This window comes from Bacteroides sp. ET225 (genome assembly GCF_024733745.1).
Taxonomy (GTDB): Bacteria; Bacteroidota; Bacteroidia; order Bacteroidales; family Bacteroidaceae; genus Phocaeicola; species Phocaeicola excrementipullorum.
The window spans coordinates 78,375-92,973 of record NZ_JANRHN010000011.1 but is presented as its reverse complement, the minus strand read 5'-3'; the positions used below and the strand labels follow the sequence as shown (position 1 = coordinate 92,973).

13 protein-coding genes and 1 pseudogene are annotated in these 14,599 nt (G+C 52.6%); 11 read left to right on the top strand and 3 right to left on the bottom strand.

Annotation, left to right across the window (positions count from 1 at the left end; genetic code table 11):
• The 4 genes from NW212_RS07015 to dnaB all read left to right on the top strand — a co-directional run.
• On the top strand, nucleotides 1-328 hold a 328-nt coding region (locus NW212_RS07015), incomplete at its 5' end, for an ABC transporter permease (RefSeq protein ID WP_258337932.1).
• Between the two features lie 177 nt (nucleotides 329-505).
• Nucleotides 506-1,183 carry an ABC transporter ATP-binding protein gene (locus NW212_RS07010; RefSeq protein ID WP_258337931.1) on the top strand — a complete coding sequence of 226 codons (678 nt, stop codon included), beginning with the start codon at nucleotides 506-508 and terminating at the stop codon, nucleotides 1,181-1,183.
• Between the two features lie 101 nt (nucleotides 1,184-1,284).
• Nucleotides 1,285-3,654, top strand: a complete 2,370-nt coding sequence (locus NW212_RS07005; RefSeq protein ID WP_258337930.1) for an ABC transporter permease — start codon at nucleotides 1,285-1,287, stop codon at nucleotides 3,652-3,654.
• Between the two features lie 232 nt (nucleotides 3,655-3,886).
• A complete protein-coding gene (dnaB, locus tag NW212_RS07000; RefSeq protein WP_258337929.1) occupies nucleotides 3,887-5,449 on the top strand; it encodes a replicative DNA helicase in 1,563 nt (520 codons plus the stop codon).
• 101 nt (nucleotides 5,450-5,550) lie between these two features.
• Here dnaB and NW212_RS06995 read toward each other — a convergent pair.
• Nucleotides 5,551-6,048 (bottom strand): annotated as a pseudogene (locus NW212_RS06995) (cytidine deaminase); the annotation flags it as partial.
• A gap of 160 nt (nucleotides 6,049-6,208) precedes the next feature.
• Here NW212_RS06995 and NW212_RS06990 point away from each other — a divergent pair.
• Nucleotides 6,209-7,099 carry a glucosaminidase domain-containing protein gene (locus NW212_RS06990; RefSeq protein WP_258337927.1) on the top strand — a complete coding sequence of 297 codons (891 nt, stop codon included), beginning with the start codon at nucleotides 6,209-6,211 and terminating at the stop codon, nucleotides 7,097-7,099.
• A 33-nt stretch (nucleotides 7,100-7,132) separates the two neighbouring features.
• Here the strand turns inward: NW212_RS06990 and NW212_RS06985 are convergent, their stop codons facing one another.
• Nucleotides 7,133-8,506, bottom strand: coding sequence for a transglycosylase SLT domain-containing protein (locus NW212_RS06985; protein WP_258337926.1), 1,374 nt, complete (start codon nucleotides 8,504-8,506; stop codon nucleotides 7,133-7,135).
• The gene (gene udk / locus NW212_RS06980; RefSeq protein WP_258337925.1) at nucleotides 8,503-9,114 is read right to left on the bottom strand and encodes a uridine kinase; all 612 of its coding nucleotides are present in this window, start codon (nucleotides 9,112-9,114) and stop codon (nucleotides 8,503-8,505) included. Before udk ends, NW212_RS06985 begins: the two co-directional genes overlap by 4 nt.
• 71 nt (nucleotides 9,115-9,185) lie before the next feature.
• Between udk and NW212_RS06975 the strand changes: the two genes are divergently transcribed.
• The 6 genes from NW212_RS06975 to hisB all read left to right on the top strand — a co-directional run bounded on the left by NW212_RS06975 (nucleotide 9,186) and on the right by hisB (nucleotide 14,576).
• On the top strand, nucleotides 9,186-9,500 hold the full coding sequence (locus tag NW212_RS06975) for a Dabb family protein (RefSeq protein WP_258337924.1): 315 nt from the start codon (nucleotides 9,186-9,188) through the stop codon (nucleotides 9,498-9,500).
• Nucleotides 9,497-9,988 (top strand): PaaI family thioesterase, encoded by a 492-nt coding sequence (locus tag NW212_RS06970; RefSeq protein WP_258337923.1) that lies wholly within the window; start codon nucleotides 9,497-9,499, stop codon nucleotides 9,986-9,988. The genes NW212_RS06975 and NW212_RS06970 overlap by 4 nt, the downstream gene beginning before the upstream one ends.
• A 263-nt stretch (nucleotides 9,989-10,251) precedes the next feature.
• Nucleotides 10,252-11,103, top strand: a complete 852-nt coding sequence (gene hisG / locus NW212_RS06965; protein WP_258337922.1) for an ATP phosphoribosyltransferase — start codon at nucleotides 10,252-10,254, stop codon at nucleotides 11,101-11,103.
• A gap of 21 nt (nucleotides 11,104-11,124) precedes the next feature.
• Nucleotides 11,125-12,408 carry a histidinol dehydrogenase gene (gene hisD / locus NW212_RS06960; protein WP_258337921.1) on the top strand — a complete coding sequence of 428 codons (1,284 nt, stop codon included), beginning with the start codon at nucleotides 11,125-11,127 and terminating at the stop codon, nucleotides 12,406-12,408.
• Entirely contained in the window at nucleotides 12,405-13,445 is a 1,041-nt protein-coding gene (gene hisC / locus NW212_RS06955; RefSeq protein WP_258337920.1) for a histidinol-phosphate transaminase, read from the top strand. Before hisD ends, hisC begins: the two co-directional genes overlap by 4 nt.
• 6 nt (nucleotides 13,446-13,451) lie before the next feature.
• A complete protein-coding gene (gene hisB / locus NW212_RS06950; RefSeq protein WP_258337919.1) occupies nucleotides 13,452-14,576 on the top strand; it encodes a bifunctional histidinol-phosphatase/imidazoleglycerol-phosphate dehydratase HisB in 1,125 nt (374 codons plus the stop codon).
• The last annotated feature ends 23 nt before the right edge of the window (nucleotides 14,577-14,599 follow it).

The following is a 14,599-nucleotide window of genomic DNA, read 5'->3' as shown; positions in this document are numbered from 1 at the left end:
CGTGTTCGGGCTGACCATGTTCGAGAGCGAATACCGGCGCAAGGAAATCGGCATCCGCAAGATCTTCGGCAGTACCACGGGGGAAATTCTCCGCATGTTCAACAAGCGTTACCTTTATATATTGATGGGATGCTTCGTCGTAGCCGTGCCTTTCGGGTGGTGGATCGGCCTCCACTGGCTTGAAGGCTTTGCCGAGAAGGCTCCCATCAGCGCATGGATATTTCTCATCTCGTTCCTGCTTGTCACCGCCATCACTCTCCTTACGGTTACGGTTCAGAGCTGGCGGACGGCGAGAGAGAACCCCGCAAACTCTATCAAGACGGAGTAGGTGTAAAGAAATCATACACCGGCTGTCAAGATTTTTGACATATCCGTGCAATACGGAATATTAAAATGTTCTGGCAATAAGGAAGTTGTATGAATGGTACGGCATTTGCTTTCCTGATTTGGGAAGATGCTGCAACAAGAAAAAAGAATGAATGATTGATCAACAAAACATACAGTTATGATAAAGATTGAAAACCTTACAAAAACCTTCCGCACGACGGAAGTGGAAACCATTGCATTGAACAAGGTGAACCTTGAAGTGAGTGAAAAAGAATTCGTAGCCATCATGGGACCCTCGGGATGCGGCAAGTCTACGCTTCTGAATATTTTGGGCTTGCTTGACAACCCGACCTCAGGAAGCTATTATCTGGACGGAAAAGAGGTGGGGCACCTGAAGGAAAAAGACCGCACCAACGTGCGCAAGGGAAATATCGGCTTCGTGTTCCAGAGCTTTAACCTGATTGACGAGCTGAACGTGTTTGAGAACGTGGAGCTTCCGCTCACCTACCTGCACATTCCCTCGGACGAGCGCAAGCGCCGTGTGAGCGAGATACTGAAACGGATGAACATCAGTCACCGTGCGAAGCATTATCCGCAGCAGCTGTCGGGAGGTCAGCAGCAGCGTGTGGCCATTGCCCGTGCCGTGGTGTCGGGACCGAAGATTATTCTTGCCGACGAGCCTACGGGTAACCTCGACTCAAAGAACGGACTGGAAGTGATGCAGTTGCTTACGGAACTGAACAAGGAGGGAACCACCATCGTGATGGTGACGCACAGCCAGCGCGATGCGGGGTTTGCCGGACGCATCATCAATCTGTTCGACGGACAGGTGGTGTCGTCGATTGCGGAAATATAAGTCTTTTTGTCAGAAGTTGTCATTTTGTTGGAAGTTAACCCCCACTTTAACTTCTCTAACTTCTTTAACTTCTTTAACTTCTTCTTAAACTGCTTAGAAAAATGAAAAAAGCATTGAAATCATTGTTCCGGAAAGGGGAGGCCAACGTGGTGAAGATACTCTGTTTGGGAGTGGGCCTTGCCATAGGTCTTACTCTCCTTGCCGAAGTTATCTTCCAGCGGTCGTACGACAACTTTATACCCCGGCTGGAAGATACCTATCGCGTGGGCGAACGCTACATGCGTCCAAGCGACGGAGGATTGAAAGAGTATACGCAGGTTTCGGGAGCCGTGGCGCCGGGACTCAAGGCGTATTGCCCCGAGGTGGAAGCCGCGACCCGTTTCACGAAATTCACTGCTGATGCTTTTGTGTCGGAAGACAAAAAAGAAGTATTGTGCAACATCTATATGTGCGACAGCTCTTTCTTCGATGTCTTTCCTTTGCCGATTCTGATGGGAGAACCGCCCCGCACCGGACTGGAAAAGGCGGGATGCGGATATATCTCGCGCGAACTGTTTGAAACGCTGGGACAGGACATCATCGGACGGACGCTCACCTGGAAAGCTTTTCCGAAATTCCGCTTCACGGTGGTCGGGGTTTTCGAAGACATGCCCGAAAATACGCATTTGCCCCGCTTCAACGTGGCGCTGGCTTTGCCTACCGTCGCGTGGGTGTCGTGGGACGGACGAAACAACTGGGTGGGAAATGACCGGTATAAGGGCTATGTCCGTCTGCGTGCGGGAACCGATCCCGAACAGCTCCGCCCGAACATCAGACGCATGATTGACGACAACGTGAGTGAAGAACTGAAAGGTACGGGCAGTGAACTGGACTATGCGTTGCAGCCTGTGAAAGAGATTTTCGTATCCTCCGACTACAATCGGGTGATGAATATCGTGTTTCTCTCGTTTGCCGTAATCATGCTCCTTTCCTCTTTGCTCAACTATGTGCTGCTTTCCATCTCGTCGATGGTGAGCCGGGCTAAGAGCATCGCCACTTACCGCTGCTACGGTGCGGGCCGGAGTGACATCTGCCGGATGATTCTGGCCGAATCGTGCCTTCATGTAGGCATCCTGAGCCTGGGACTGGCCGTGCTGGTGATTTTCGGGATGCAGGACTTCCTGCAGATGCAGCTCGGACACAGCCTGAAATCGCTTTTCACACCTTCGGCTCTCGCCATGTGTGTGCTGGTCGTTCTGGCGGTAGTTATTATTTGCGGCGTTGCGCCGGGCTGGCTTTACGCGCGCATCCCCGTCACGTATGCTTACCGCCGTTATTCGGAGAGCAAGAAAAACTGGAAACTGGGACTGCTGTTCGTGCAGTTTCTGCTCTCCTCGCTTTTTGTCAGCCTGCTGGCGGTGATTGGCTTGCAGTATCATGCACTTACCAATTATGACGCCGGGTTCGACTACAAGCACGTGCTGGTTGTCGACCTGAGCGGAACGGAAGACAATGAGAGGGAACGCTGCATACAGGAGCTGAAGGCTCTGCCGGATGTCGCTTCCCTGTCGTGGGGCTACTGCTCTCCGGTTAACAAGTGCAGCGGAAACAACGTGTATAACCCGGAAACGGGAGAAGAATATATGAATGTGGCCGACATGTATGATGTCGGTGACGATTATCACAAGACGTTTCAGATTCCGGTCATTGAGGGCAGCGTCTTTACGCCGCACCTTCAGGACACGGTAACCCGTCAGGTGATGGTGAGCCGCAAGTTCGTGAAGCGGATGGAAGAACTGGCCGGCTGGAAAGGCTCTCCCGTGGGAAAGGCTTTCTTTTTGAGCGAGCACGGCGGACCGCTCACGGTATGCGGTGTCTACGAGGAAATTCACCTCGGCTCTCAGTTGGCAGAGTCCCGCGACGAGCGTCCTACGGTGATGTTCTATCAGGGAAAGCCTTCGGGAGTGCTCTTCATACGGGTTCATCGGATGTCGCCCGAAACGGTTGGACAAGTACAGAAAGTGGTCGACCGTACGCTCACCAGTCAGGAGAAGATTGTGACAAGCCTCGATTCGCAGATGAGTTCCCTGTACGATTCACTGCTCCGTGTGCGAAACAGCGTGTTCTTTGCCGGGCTTTGCGTGCTGGTGATAGCTCTGGTCGGTCTGTTTGCCTATATCCGCGATGAGGTGTTGCGCCGCCGTTCTGAAATCGCCATACGGATAATCCACGGAGCGAAAGTGTCCGACGTTGAGCGTCTTCTGCTTTCCGACCTCCTGAAGGTGGCAGTTCCTTCCGTGCTGTTAGGCGGACTTGTGGCATGGAGGATCAGCGAGTCGTTGCTGGAACTTTTTGCCGTGAAGATTGGACTGACGTGGTATCTCTTTGCGCTTTGTATGGCTGCTGTGCTGCTGGCGGTGATGATGCTTGCCGCATGGCTGGTGTGGCGCACGGCACGGACCAACCCTACGGAGAACCTGCGGGCGGAATAAGCCTTCGTGTCCGAAAGCAACTTCAGCCTTATGCTGCAAATTCTTTATCTCCAGGCTAGAGATATACATCTTTTGTCTGGAGATATATGTATTTAAGCTGGAGATATGCATCTCTAGCCTGGAGATAGAGAAAATTTAAGGTGTCTGTTGTTTTGAACGGGACAAAATGAGGGGGATGATAGCAGATATTTCGTGATTTTCCCTTACCTTTGTTTTCCCAAAACAAAGAGCAATGGCAGAAGTAAAAAGAAATATAAGGGTGCCGAAGGCATCCAAGACTAAACAGACAGATGAATACGGGCATCTGCAGCCCCAAGCTCCCGAATTGGAGGAGGCTGTGCTCGGTGCCCTGATGATAGAAAAGGATGCCTATTCGCTGGTCAGCGAAATACTCCGCCCCGAGTCGTTCTACGAACACCGCAACCAGCTGATTTATGCGGCTATCACCGACCTGGCCATTCGCCAGAAGCCCATCGATATCCTTACGGTGACGGAGCAGCTCCGCCAGCGGGGGGATCTGGAAGAAGTGGGAGGGCCGTTCTATATCACCCAGCTGAGCGGCAAGGTGACCTCGTCAGCCCATATCGAATACCATGCGCGCATCATCGCGCAGAAGTTTCTGGCGCGCGAGCTGATCACTTTCACCAGCCAGATACAGACCAAGGCTTTCGACGAAACGCAGGATGTGGACGACCTGATGCAGGAAGCTGAGGGAAAGCTCTTCGAAATCTCCCAGCAGAACATGAAGAAAGACTATACGCAGATTAATCCTGTGATTCAGGAAGCGTATGACATGCTTCAGAAGGCTGCGGCGCGCACCGACGGTCTGAGCGGTCTGGCAAGCGGATTCCACCAGCTCGACAAGATGACTTCGGGCTGGCAGAACTCCGACCTGATCATCATCGCGGCGCGTCCGGCGATGGGAAAAACTGCCTTTGTCCTTTCGATGGCCAAAAACATGGCGGTAAACAGCCAGGTGCCCGTTGCCTTGTTCTCGCTCGAAATGAGCAACGTGCAGTTGGTGAACCGTCTGATTGTGAACGTGTGTGAGATTCCGGGCGACAAGATAAAGAGCGGGCAGCTTGCGCCTTACGAATGGGGGCAGCTCGACTATAAGATTAAGGAACTTTACGACGCGCCTCTCTATGTGGACGACACGCCTTCGCTCTCGGTGTTCGAACTGCGTACAAAGGCCCGCCGTCTGGTGCGTGAGCATGGGGTGAGAATCATCATCATCGACTACCTTCAGCTGATGAATGCGAGCGGAATGTCGTTCGGAAGCCGTCAGGAAGAGGTGAGCACCATCTCGCGTTCGCTCAAGGGACTGGCCAAAGAGCTGAATATCCCCATCATTGCGCTGAGCCAGTTGAACCGAGGAGTGGAAAGCCGCGAAGGAATCGAGGGCAAGCGTCCCCAGCTGAGCGACCTGCGCGAGTCGGGAGCCATCGAGCAGGATGCCGACCTTGTGTGCTTCATCCACCGCCCCGAATATTATAAGATATACAGCGACGAAAAAGGGAACGACCTCCACGGAATGGCCGAAATCATCATAGCCAAGCACCGTAACGGTGCGGTGGGCGATGTGCTGCTCCGTTTCCGCAGCGAGTATGCCCGTTTCCAGAATCCGGACGACGAAATGATTGTTCCTCCTCCGGGGGACGAAACGAGCGCTCCTGTCTTGCGCTCGCGCATGAACGGCGGGGGAGGGCAGTCTGGTGTGCCGCCCCTTTCTGCCGATATGGTTCCGCCTCCCGACAATCCATTCGGCGGACCGGTTCCCGATGTTCCGTTCTGATTGAAAAGCTGCTGATTTGCCAAGGGTTAAAGGAGCCTTCACTTCGCAGGAAGTTAACGTTTCCCTGCTTCTTTGGCTTCTTTGACCCCTTTCACTCCTTTCTAAAGGAATTCCGCCCCGAACGAAAGCGGGAGCAGATCCTTCACGCTTTCGAGAATCAGAATGTCTTTTCTTCCGTAAAGCAGGATGCGGATGGGATGTCTGAAACGCTGTTCCGTTTCCAGCAGCACCTGGCGGCACGCTCCGCATGGCGGAACAGGGACGTCTACAAACCCGGATTCGTTGTGTGCGGCGATGGCCAGCATGCGTACCGGCTGGTCGGGATATTGCGAGTTGGCGTAAAACAAGGTTGTCCGTTCGGCGCATATGCCCGACGGATAAGCTGCATTTTCCTGATTTGTGCCTGTAACGGTCACTCCGTTTGCCAGCAACGCTGCCGCTCCGACCGCAAATCTCGAGTATGGAGCGTAGCTCCGTGCCGTAGCTTCTTTCGCCGCGTCGATAAGCAGGCGCTGTTCTTCGTCAAGCTCTTCGTAAGCGGCAGATCTGATACGGATGTCAATGTGAATCTCTTTCATCGTCTTTTTTCTTTTTTGTTGGTCCTTCTTTTACAAATTTAGCGGAAAATCGCATTCCTTCTATCTTTATGTTCGCAATATATGGTCAAAATCTTTGTTTTTCGGTATTTTTAAGCATTCGGGTGCAGGCATTTTTTGCCAATCCGTTATCTTTGTGGAAATTTGTTAGAAAAAGGAACTGATGGGAAATATACGATATTTTTTCTTTGTTCTGCTGGCAGCGTTGGTTGCAGGTAACCTGTCGGCGCAGAAACGTAACAAGGCATACGAAGACTACATTCACAAGTATCGCAAAATAGCGGTGGACGAGATGAAACGCTATCATGTTCCGGCCAGCATCACGCTGGCTCAGGGACTGCTGGAGTCTGGAGCGGGAAAGAGCCAGCTCGCACGGCGATCGAACAATCATTTCGGAATCAAGTGCGGCAAATATTGGGAGGGACGCACCGTGCGCGCCAATGATGACGCTCCCAATGAATGTTTCCGCGCCTACCGTCATCCGAAGGATTCTTACCGCGACCACTCCAAATTTCTGCGCGGAGGCACGCGCTATGCTTTTCTGTTCAAACTGAAGATCACCGACTACAAGGGATGGGCGAAGGGACTGAAAAAGGCAGGATATGCCACCGACCCGAGATATGCCACCCGTCTGATCAATATCATCGAGCTGTATGATCTGGACAAATATGACCGGAAAGGCGGACTGAAATGGGCCGAAGAGTTTCCGAATCCCCATCAGCCTTATCTTGCCAACGACTTGCTCTACGTGATTGCCCGCGAGGGGGATACGTTCAAGTCGATCGGGCGCGAGTTTGATATAAAGAAGAAACGGATCCGCACCTACAACGAGCTGCCGAAGGGCTATGAATTTCGGGGAGGAGAAATCGTTTACCTGGAAGAAAAGCACAAGCATGCCGTAGACGGGTTTGTCAGCTACATTGTCCGCCCGGGCGATTCGATGTATTCCATTTCGCAGAAGTTCGGCGTGAAGCTGAAAAATCTTTACAGGCTCAACGGGCTGGATGAGGATGCGGGCGTTCCTCCGGTCGGTTCGATCGTTTGGCTGCAATGAGCCGGCGCTGCGGATTCCGTCTTGCCGGACCGCCTACCGCCTGATTTTCTTTTTGTAGTATTCCGCCCGGTCTGTAATTTCTTTCACAAAGCGGTATGTGTCCGTTCCCCGCAGGTATCCGTTCTTGCAGACCGGGTCCTGATAATACGTTTTCTCGCTTTTCAGCAGGATGAAGTGGGCCACATTGTGTTCCCACAGGTATTGGTTGCGTCCGTATTTTTCGGCAAGAGCCATTGCGTCTGTCACATGGCCGATGCCGGCATTGTAGGCGGCGAGTATGAATTTGGTCTGGTCTTCTTTCTCTTCGATCCGTTCGAAGGAGCGCTGCATGGAAGCGATGTACTTGACAGCGGCCTTGATGCTTTCTTCGGGGTCTTTTTCTTTTCCCGGAGGCACTCCCAGGGCGCGTGCGGTGGCCGGCATGAGCTGCATCAGTCCTCTCGCTCCGGCCCATGAAACCACGTCGGGGTTGAAGTTCGATTCGGTATAGGCTAGCGAGGCCAGCAGCCTCCAGTCCCATCCGATCTGTTTGGCATATTTGCGGAACAGGTCGTCGTAGTGCGATATTTTTCCTTCCCGCACGGAGAGGATCGGACCGTACGAAGGCCGCTTGTTCAGCTCGAAGTAACGCCTTGCGCTGGCCTTGAACTCTGCGGAGCCGATGTTTTCCTTGTGCCATTGGTCGGCGGCTTCAGCCAGCAGGGGCGAGGTTTTCCGCACGGCCCATGCCGAACGCTGGTCGAAGCTGATGGCCATGCTGATGTCGAGGTTCGGGTAATAGGTGCGGTTGATCCGGGCGATTTCGTCCGTAGCCACCGTATAGTCTATAGTTTCTTCCGACACCCATGTGATCAGGTCTTCGGCCGTGGCCGTATCGGTAGGCACTTCATGGATGTTGATTCCTCCTCCCAGTTCGCTGTTGAGGTTCTTCAGGCGTTCGTGGAATATTCCGGGTGTGGTGTAAATCTCTTTTCCGATCAGCTGGGTCACGTCTTTCAGCGCCTGTTTTCCTTTGCGCTGCACGATGACCTGGCGGGTGATGTTTTCTTCCCCGCAGAATATCAGGCTGTCTTTCAGTGGATTGGTGATGGGCAGGTTATAGGCAATCAGGTCGCCTTTTCCCCTAAGCAGGCTGTCTATCAGTTCCGCTTCGTCTTTTACCACCTGTATTCGCAGCTTCAGTCCCAGCGAACGGGCGAACTGCTGGGCCAGTTCATATTGAAAGCCCATCGGCTCTCCCCGATAGTTGAAGTAGGATGCCGAACCGTTGACGGTGAGAGCCACAAGCTCTCCCCGTTCCTTGATCTGCGGCAAGTCGACGGGCGGAATTTCATTTTGCTTCGGCTTGCAGGAGAACAGGCAGAGGCAGATGAGCAGGCAGAGCTGCTGGATGGCATAACGTTTCATCGTCCCACAATCTTTTCAATATACAGCTTCAGTATCTCTATGGCCTTTTCATTGTGTCCGCCTTGCGGAACGATGAGGTCTGCTATCCGTTTGGCCGGTTCGATGAACTCCAGATGCATGGGCTTGAGCACGCGCATGTAGCGTTCCATCACCGCTTCGGCGGTCCGTCCCCTTTCGATCACGTCGCGCTGTATCACGCGGATCAGCCGTTCGTCCGGGTCGGCGTCTACAAAGATGCGCAGGTCCATCTGCCTGTTGAGGCGTTTGTCGCTCAATGCCAGTATGCCTTCTATGATGACAACCTTGCGTGGCTCGATGTGTATGGTCTGTGCCTGGCGGGTGCAGGTCAGATAAGAATACACAGGCTGCTCGATGGCCTCGCCTTTGCGGAGCATGGAGATGTGTTTCGACAGCAGATCCCAGTCGAAAGCGTTGGGATGGTCGAAGTTGATGTTTTGCCGTTCTTCTGCCGGCACATGGCTGCTGTCCTTATAATAAGAGTCAAGCGGAAGCACCACCACTTCGTCGGGCGGAAGGCTTTCTACGATGCGTTTCACGACAGTTGTTTTTCCGGAACCTGTCCCTCCGGCAATTCCAATGATAATCATGATACAGTTTCGGTAATTAATTTCTATATTTGCAATATACAAATATACGAAATTCATAAATATACACAACTATGGTCAAGCACATTGTTTTGTTCAAACTGAAAGATACGCTGGATCCGGCGGAAAAATCGGACATCATGCATCGTTTTAAGGCCGCTATCGAGGCGCTTCCCGAAAAGATTTCCTGTATCAGAAACATCCATGTGGGACTGAACGTGAACCCGGCGGAAGAGTGGGACATCTGTCTGGAGAGCGCATTCGATTCGCTTGACGATGTGAAGGCGTATTCCGTTCATCCCGATCATCTGGCGGCAGCCGGCATTCTGAAAGACGCGAAATGCGGACGTGCGTGTGTGGACTTTACGTATCAGGAGGAGGAAGTATGAAAAAGATAGTCAATCCGTGGCTTGGAATGGACGGTTACTTCTGTTTCGGCTGTGCGCCCGACAACGAAGCGGGAGTGAAAATGGAGTTTTATGAAGACGGTGATGAAGTGGTTTGTTTCTGGCATCCGGAACCGAAATACCAGGGATGGACGCATACGCTGCACGGAGGGATACAGGCTACGCTTCTGGATGAAATCAGCGCGTGGACTATAGCCCGCAAGCTGCAGACCACAGGGGTGACGTCGAAAATGGAGCTGCGCTATCTCAAGCCGGTGCATACCACCGACAAGTATCTGGTGGTTCGGGGCAGAATCGCCGAACAGAGGCGCAATATCGTGACAGTGGAGGCATGCCTCTGCAATAGCGCGGGAGAGCCTTGCACAAAGGCGTCGTGTACCTATTTCACTTTCTCGAAGGAGAAGGCGCTCAGCGAACTTCATTTCAGCGGATGCGAAACGGAAGACGGGGAAGTGGAGCCGGCAATCTGAATATTGTTGATAAAACAGAAGAAAAAAGCAATATTTTCCGACAAATGCTTGCATAATTGAAACGCAAGCTATATTTTTGTCACAAACAACAGAACGAAGAAAGTATGATCTATACCAGAACACATCACCATCATCATTGCCTGACGGAACAGACGGTAGGCTGAAGGTGTGTGCCGGTACACATAAAAAGAAAAGGAAGGCTTGCCGAGTTGCGAACGGCAGGCCTTTTTTTGTTTTTGCAAACATTTAAAAACAATGAATATATGTTGAGAATTGCCGTACAATCGAAAGGCCGTCTGTATGAAGACACGATGGCTCTGCTTGAAGAAGCGGACATAAAGCTGTCCACTTCCAAGCGCACTTTGCTTACCCAGTCGAGTAATTTCCCCGTCGAGGTGCTCTTTTTGCGCGACGACGATATCCCGCAGTGCGTGGCGGGCGGAATTGCCGATGTGGGAGTGGTTGGAGAGAATGAATTTGTAGAGCGGGCCGAAGATGCTGACATTATCCAGCGTCTGGGATTCAGCAAGTGCCGGCTTTCGCTTGCCATACATAAGGAGGTGGACTACACCGGACTGGAATGGTTCAACGGAAAGAAGATAGCCACGTCTTATCCTGCAATCCTGAAAAGCTTTCTTGACAGAAACGGGATAAAGGCGGAAATCCATGTGATTACCGGCTCGGTGGAGATCGCCCCGGGAATCGGGCTGGCGGATGCCATCTTTGACATCGTGAGTTCCGGCTCGACGCTCATCAGCAACAACCTGAAGGAAGTGGAAGTGGTGATGAAGAGCGAAGCGCTGCTTATCGGAAACAAGGGACTGTCTGATGAAAAGAAGGAGATTCTGAAGGAACTGCTTTTCCGTATCGGAGCGGTAAAGGCGGCGGAAGACAAAAAGTATGTGCTGATGAACGTGCCCGCCGACAAAGTGAAGGATATTATCGAAGTGCTGCCGGGAATCAAGAGTCCTACGGTGATGCCGCTGGCCACGGAAGGCTGGAGCAGCGTGCATACCGTGCTCGACGAGAAACGTTTCTGGGAAATCATCGGAAAGCTGAAGGCGATTGGCGCGCAGGGAATCCTGGTTCTTCCCATCGAAAAGATGATACTTTAACCTTTAAATAGACTCAAAACGATGAATGTAATCATATATCCCGAGCGGGCGGATTGGAAAGAGATTCTGAAACGTCCGACTCTCGACACCGGATCGCTGAGGGAAACGGTTTGCGGAATCCTCGGCCGCGTGCGTAATGAGGGCGACAAGGCGGTAATGGAATACGAAGAAATGTTCGACAAGGTGAAGCTGCATTCGCTGGCTGTCACGGAAGACGAGTTCAGGGAGGCCGAAAAGGCTGTAAGCATCGAGCTGAAGGCGGCCATCATGTTGGCATACAAGAATATACACACCTTTCATTCTTCGCAGAAGTTCGAAGGGAAAAAGGTGTCTACCTTGCCGGGTGTGACTTGCTGGCAGAAGGCTGTAGCCATCGAAAAGGTGGGGCTTTATATTCCGGGCGGAACAGCTCCCTTGTTTTCTACCGTACTGATGCTGGCAACTCCGGCACGCATTGCCGGATGCCGGGAGATTGTGCTTTGCACTCCTCCCGACAAGAGCGGAAAGATCAGTCCGGCCATCCTTTATGCAGCGCAGGTGGCGGGAGTCAGCAAGGTGTTCAAGGCTGGCGGAGTCCAGGCTATTGGAGCCATGGCTTACGGCACAGGCTCCATACCTAAAGTATATAAGATTTTCGGGCCGGGGAACCAGTATGTCACGGCTGCCAAGCAGCAGGTATCCTTGCGCGATGTGGCGATAGATATGCCGGCAGGTCCGTCGGAAGTGGCGGTGCTTGCAGATGAAACGGCCAATCCGGCCTTTGTGGCTTCCGACCTTCTTTCGCAGGCAGAGCATGGAGTGGACAGCCAGGTGCTGCTTGTCACTACCTCCCGCGGACTGCTGGAAAAGACGCAGGCGGAAGTGGAACGTCAGCTGGCATTGCTCCCGCGAAAACAGATAGCTATGAAGTCGCTCGAGTCAAGCCGTCTGGTTCTGGTGGAAAGTCTGGAGGAAGGAATAGCCATGGTCAACGAATACGCTCCCGAGCATCTCATCATCGAAACTCGTGACTATGCGGCGGTGGCGGAAAAGATTGTCAATGCAGGCTCGGTGTTCCTCGGATCGTATTCGCCTGAGAGTGCGGGCGACTATGCTTCGGGCACGAACCATACTTTGCCCACCAACGGGTATGCAAAAGCCTACAGCGGAGTGAGCCTTGACAGTTTTGTCCGGAAAATCACTTTCCAGGAAGTTACTCCCGAAGGCATCGCTACCATTGGGCCGGCCATCGAAGTGCTGGCGGCCAACGAATACCTGGATGCACATAAAAACGCTGTTTCATTACGATTAAACCGGAAGATATGAAAACACTGGAAGAACTGACGCGGCCGAACATCTGGGCCTTGAAACCTTATTCTTCGGCGCGCGACGAATATAGCGGAAAGGAGGCTTCGGTCTTTCTCGATGCCAATGAGAATCCGTACAACGCGCCCAACAACCGTTATCCGGACCCGTTGCAGGGGGATCTGAAACGGAAGATCGCTGTGGTCAAAAAGGTGCTTCCCGAACAGATCTTTCTGGGAAACGGAAGCGACGAGGCCATTGATCTGCTGTTCCGCGCCTTTTGCCGTCCCGGCATCGACAATGTGGTGGCCATCGAACCGACTTACGGCATGTATAAGGTTTGTGCCGATGTGAACGATGTGGAATACCGCAATGTGCGCCTTGACGCTGAGTTCCGCTTCAAGGCCGGCGACATGCTGGCGGCCTCGGACGGGAACACCAAGCTGATGTTCCTTTGTTCGCCCAATAATCCTACGGGTAACAATCTTGACCGGAAGGAGATTCTGGCACTGCTTGAAGGATTTGGAGGGCTGGTGGTTGTGGACGAGGCTTATGCTGACTTTTCTGATGAGCCTTCGTTTCTGGCGGAACTGGAGATGCACCCTAACCTGGTGGTTTTGCAGACGTTCTCTAAAGCGTGGGGGTGTGCGGCCATCCGTTTGGGCATGGCTTTTGCTTCGCCGGACGTAATCGGGATACTTACCAAGATAAAATATCCGTACAACATCAACCGGCTGACACAGGAAGAGGCTATCCGCATGATTGGGCAGCATTATCAGGTGAAGCTGTGGGTGAAATCATTGCTTGAAGAACGTTCCCGGATGATAGGGGAGTTCAAGAAACTGAAGTGCAGCCGGCACGTGTATCCGACTGATGCGAATTTTTTTCTGGCAGAGGTGAGCGATGCCAAGAGTATCTATGATTACCTGGTGGACAAGGGAATCATTGTGCGCAACCGTACGAACGTGACGCTGTGCCATAACTGTTTGCGCATCACCATCGGCACGCGTCCGGAAAACGATGCCTTGCTTGAGGCTTTGAAACAATATAAAGACTGAAAAGGCATGAAGCAGAAAGTTTTATTCATAGACCGCGACGGAACACTGGTAATCGAGCCTCCGGTGGACTACCAGCTCGACTCGTTCGAAAAACTGGAGTTTTATCCCAAGGTGTTCCGCAATCTTTATTTTATACGCCATAAGCTGGATTTCCGTTTCGTGATGGTTACCAATCAGGACGGGTTGGGTACGGCCGCTTTTCCGGAAGACACCTTCTGGCCTGTGCATAATCTGGTGATGAACACGCTCAAGGGAGAGGGAGTGGAGTTTGATGAAGTATGCATCGACCGCAGTTTTCCGGAAGACAATGCTCCTACACGGAAACCGCGAACGGGTATGCTGAAGGCTTATATCGGCAATCCGGAATATGATCTGGAGGGAAGCTTTGTCATCGGGGACCGGGCTACGGATGTCGAGCTGGCTCACAACCTGGGATGCAAGGCTATCTTGCTCCAGCCGGACAAGTCACTGGTGGAAGGAACGAGGATGGAAGATACATGCGTGCTTGCCACAACCGACTGGGACCGGGTGGCGGAGTTCCTTTTCGCCGGCGAACGTGTGGCCGAGGTGCGGCGGACAACGAAGGAAACAGATGTTTTCGTCCGGATGAATCTGGACGGGAGCGGGAAATGTGACATAGGTACAGGTCTGGGCTTTTTTGACCACATGCTGGAACAGATAGGCAAGCATGGAGGACTGGATCTGACTGTCCGTGTAAACGGAGATTTGCAGGTGGACGAGCATCATACCATCGAAGACACGGCACTGGCTTTGGGCGAGTGTCTGCGCAAGGCGTTGGGCGACAAGCGGGGAATCGAGCGTTATGGCTATTGTCTTCCGATGGACGATTGCCTTTGCCAGGTGGCTCTTGACTTCGGAGGGCGCCCGTGGCTGGTATGGGATGCGGAGTTCAAGCGGGAAAAGGTGGGAGATATGCCTGCGGAGATGTTCTTCCATTTCTTCAAGTCATTTAGCGATGAGGCACGGATGAATCTGAACATCAAGGCTGAAGGAACGAACGAGCACCATAAGATTGAAGGCATCTTCAAGGCCTTGGCGCGCAGTATCCGAATGGCGGCAAGGCGGGATATCTACCATTATGAAGTTCCGTCGAGCAAAGGGATTATCTGACCGCGGTGCACCGGAAGAGAAAA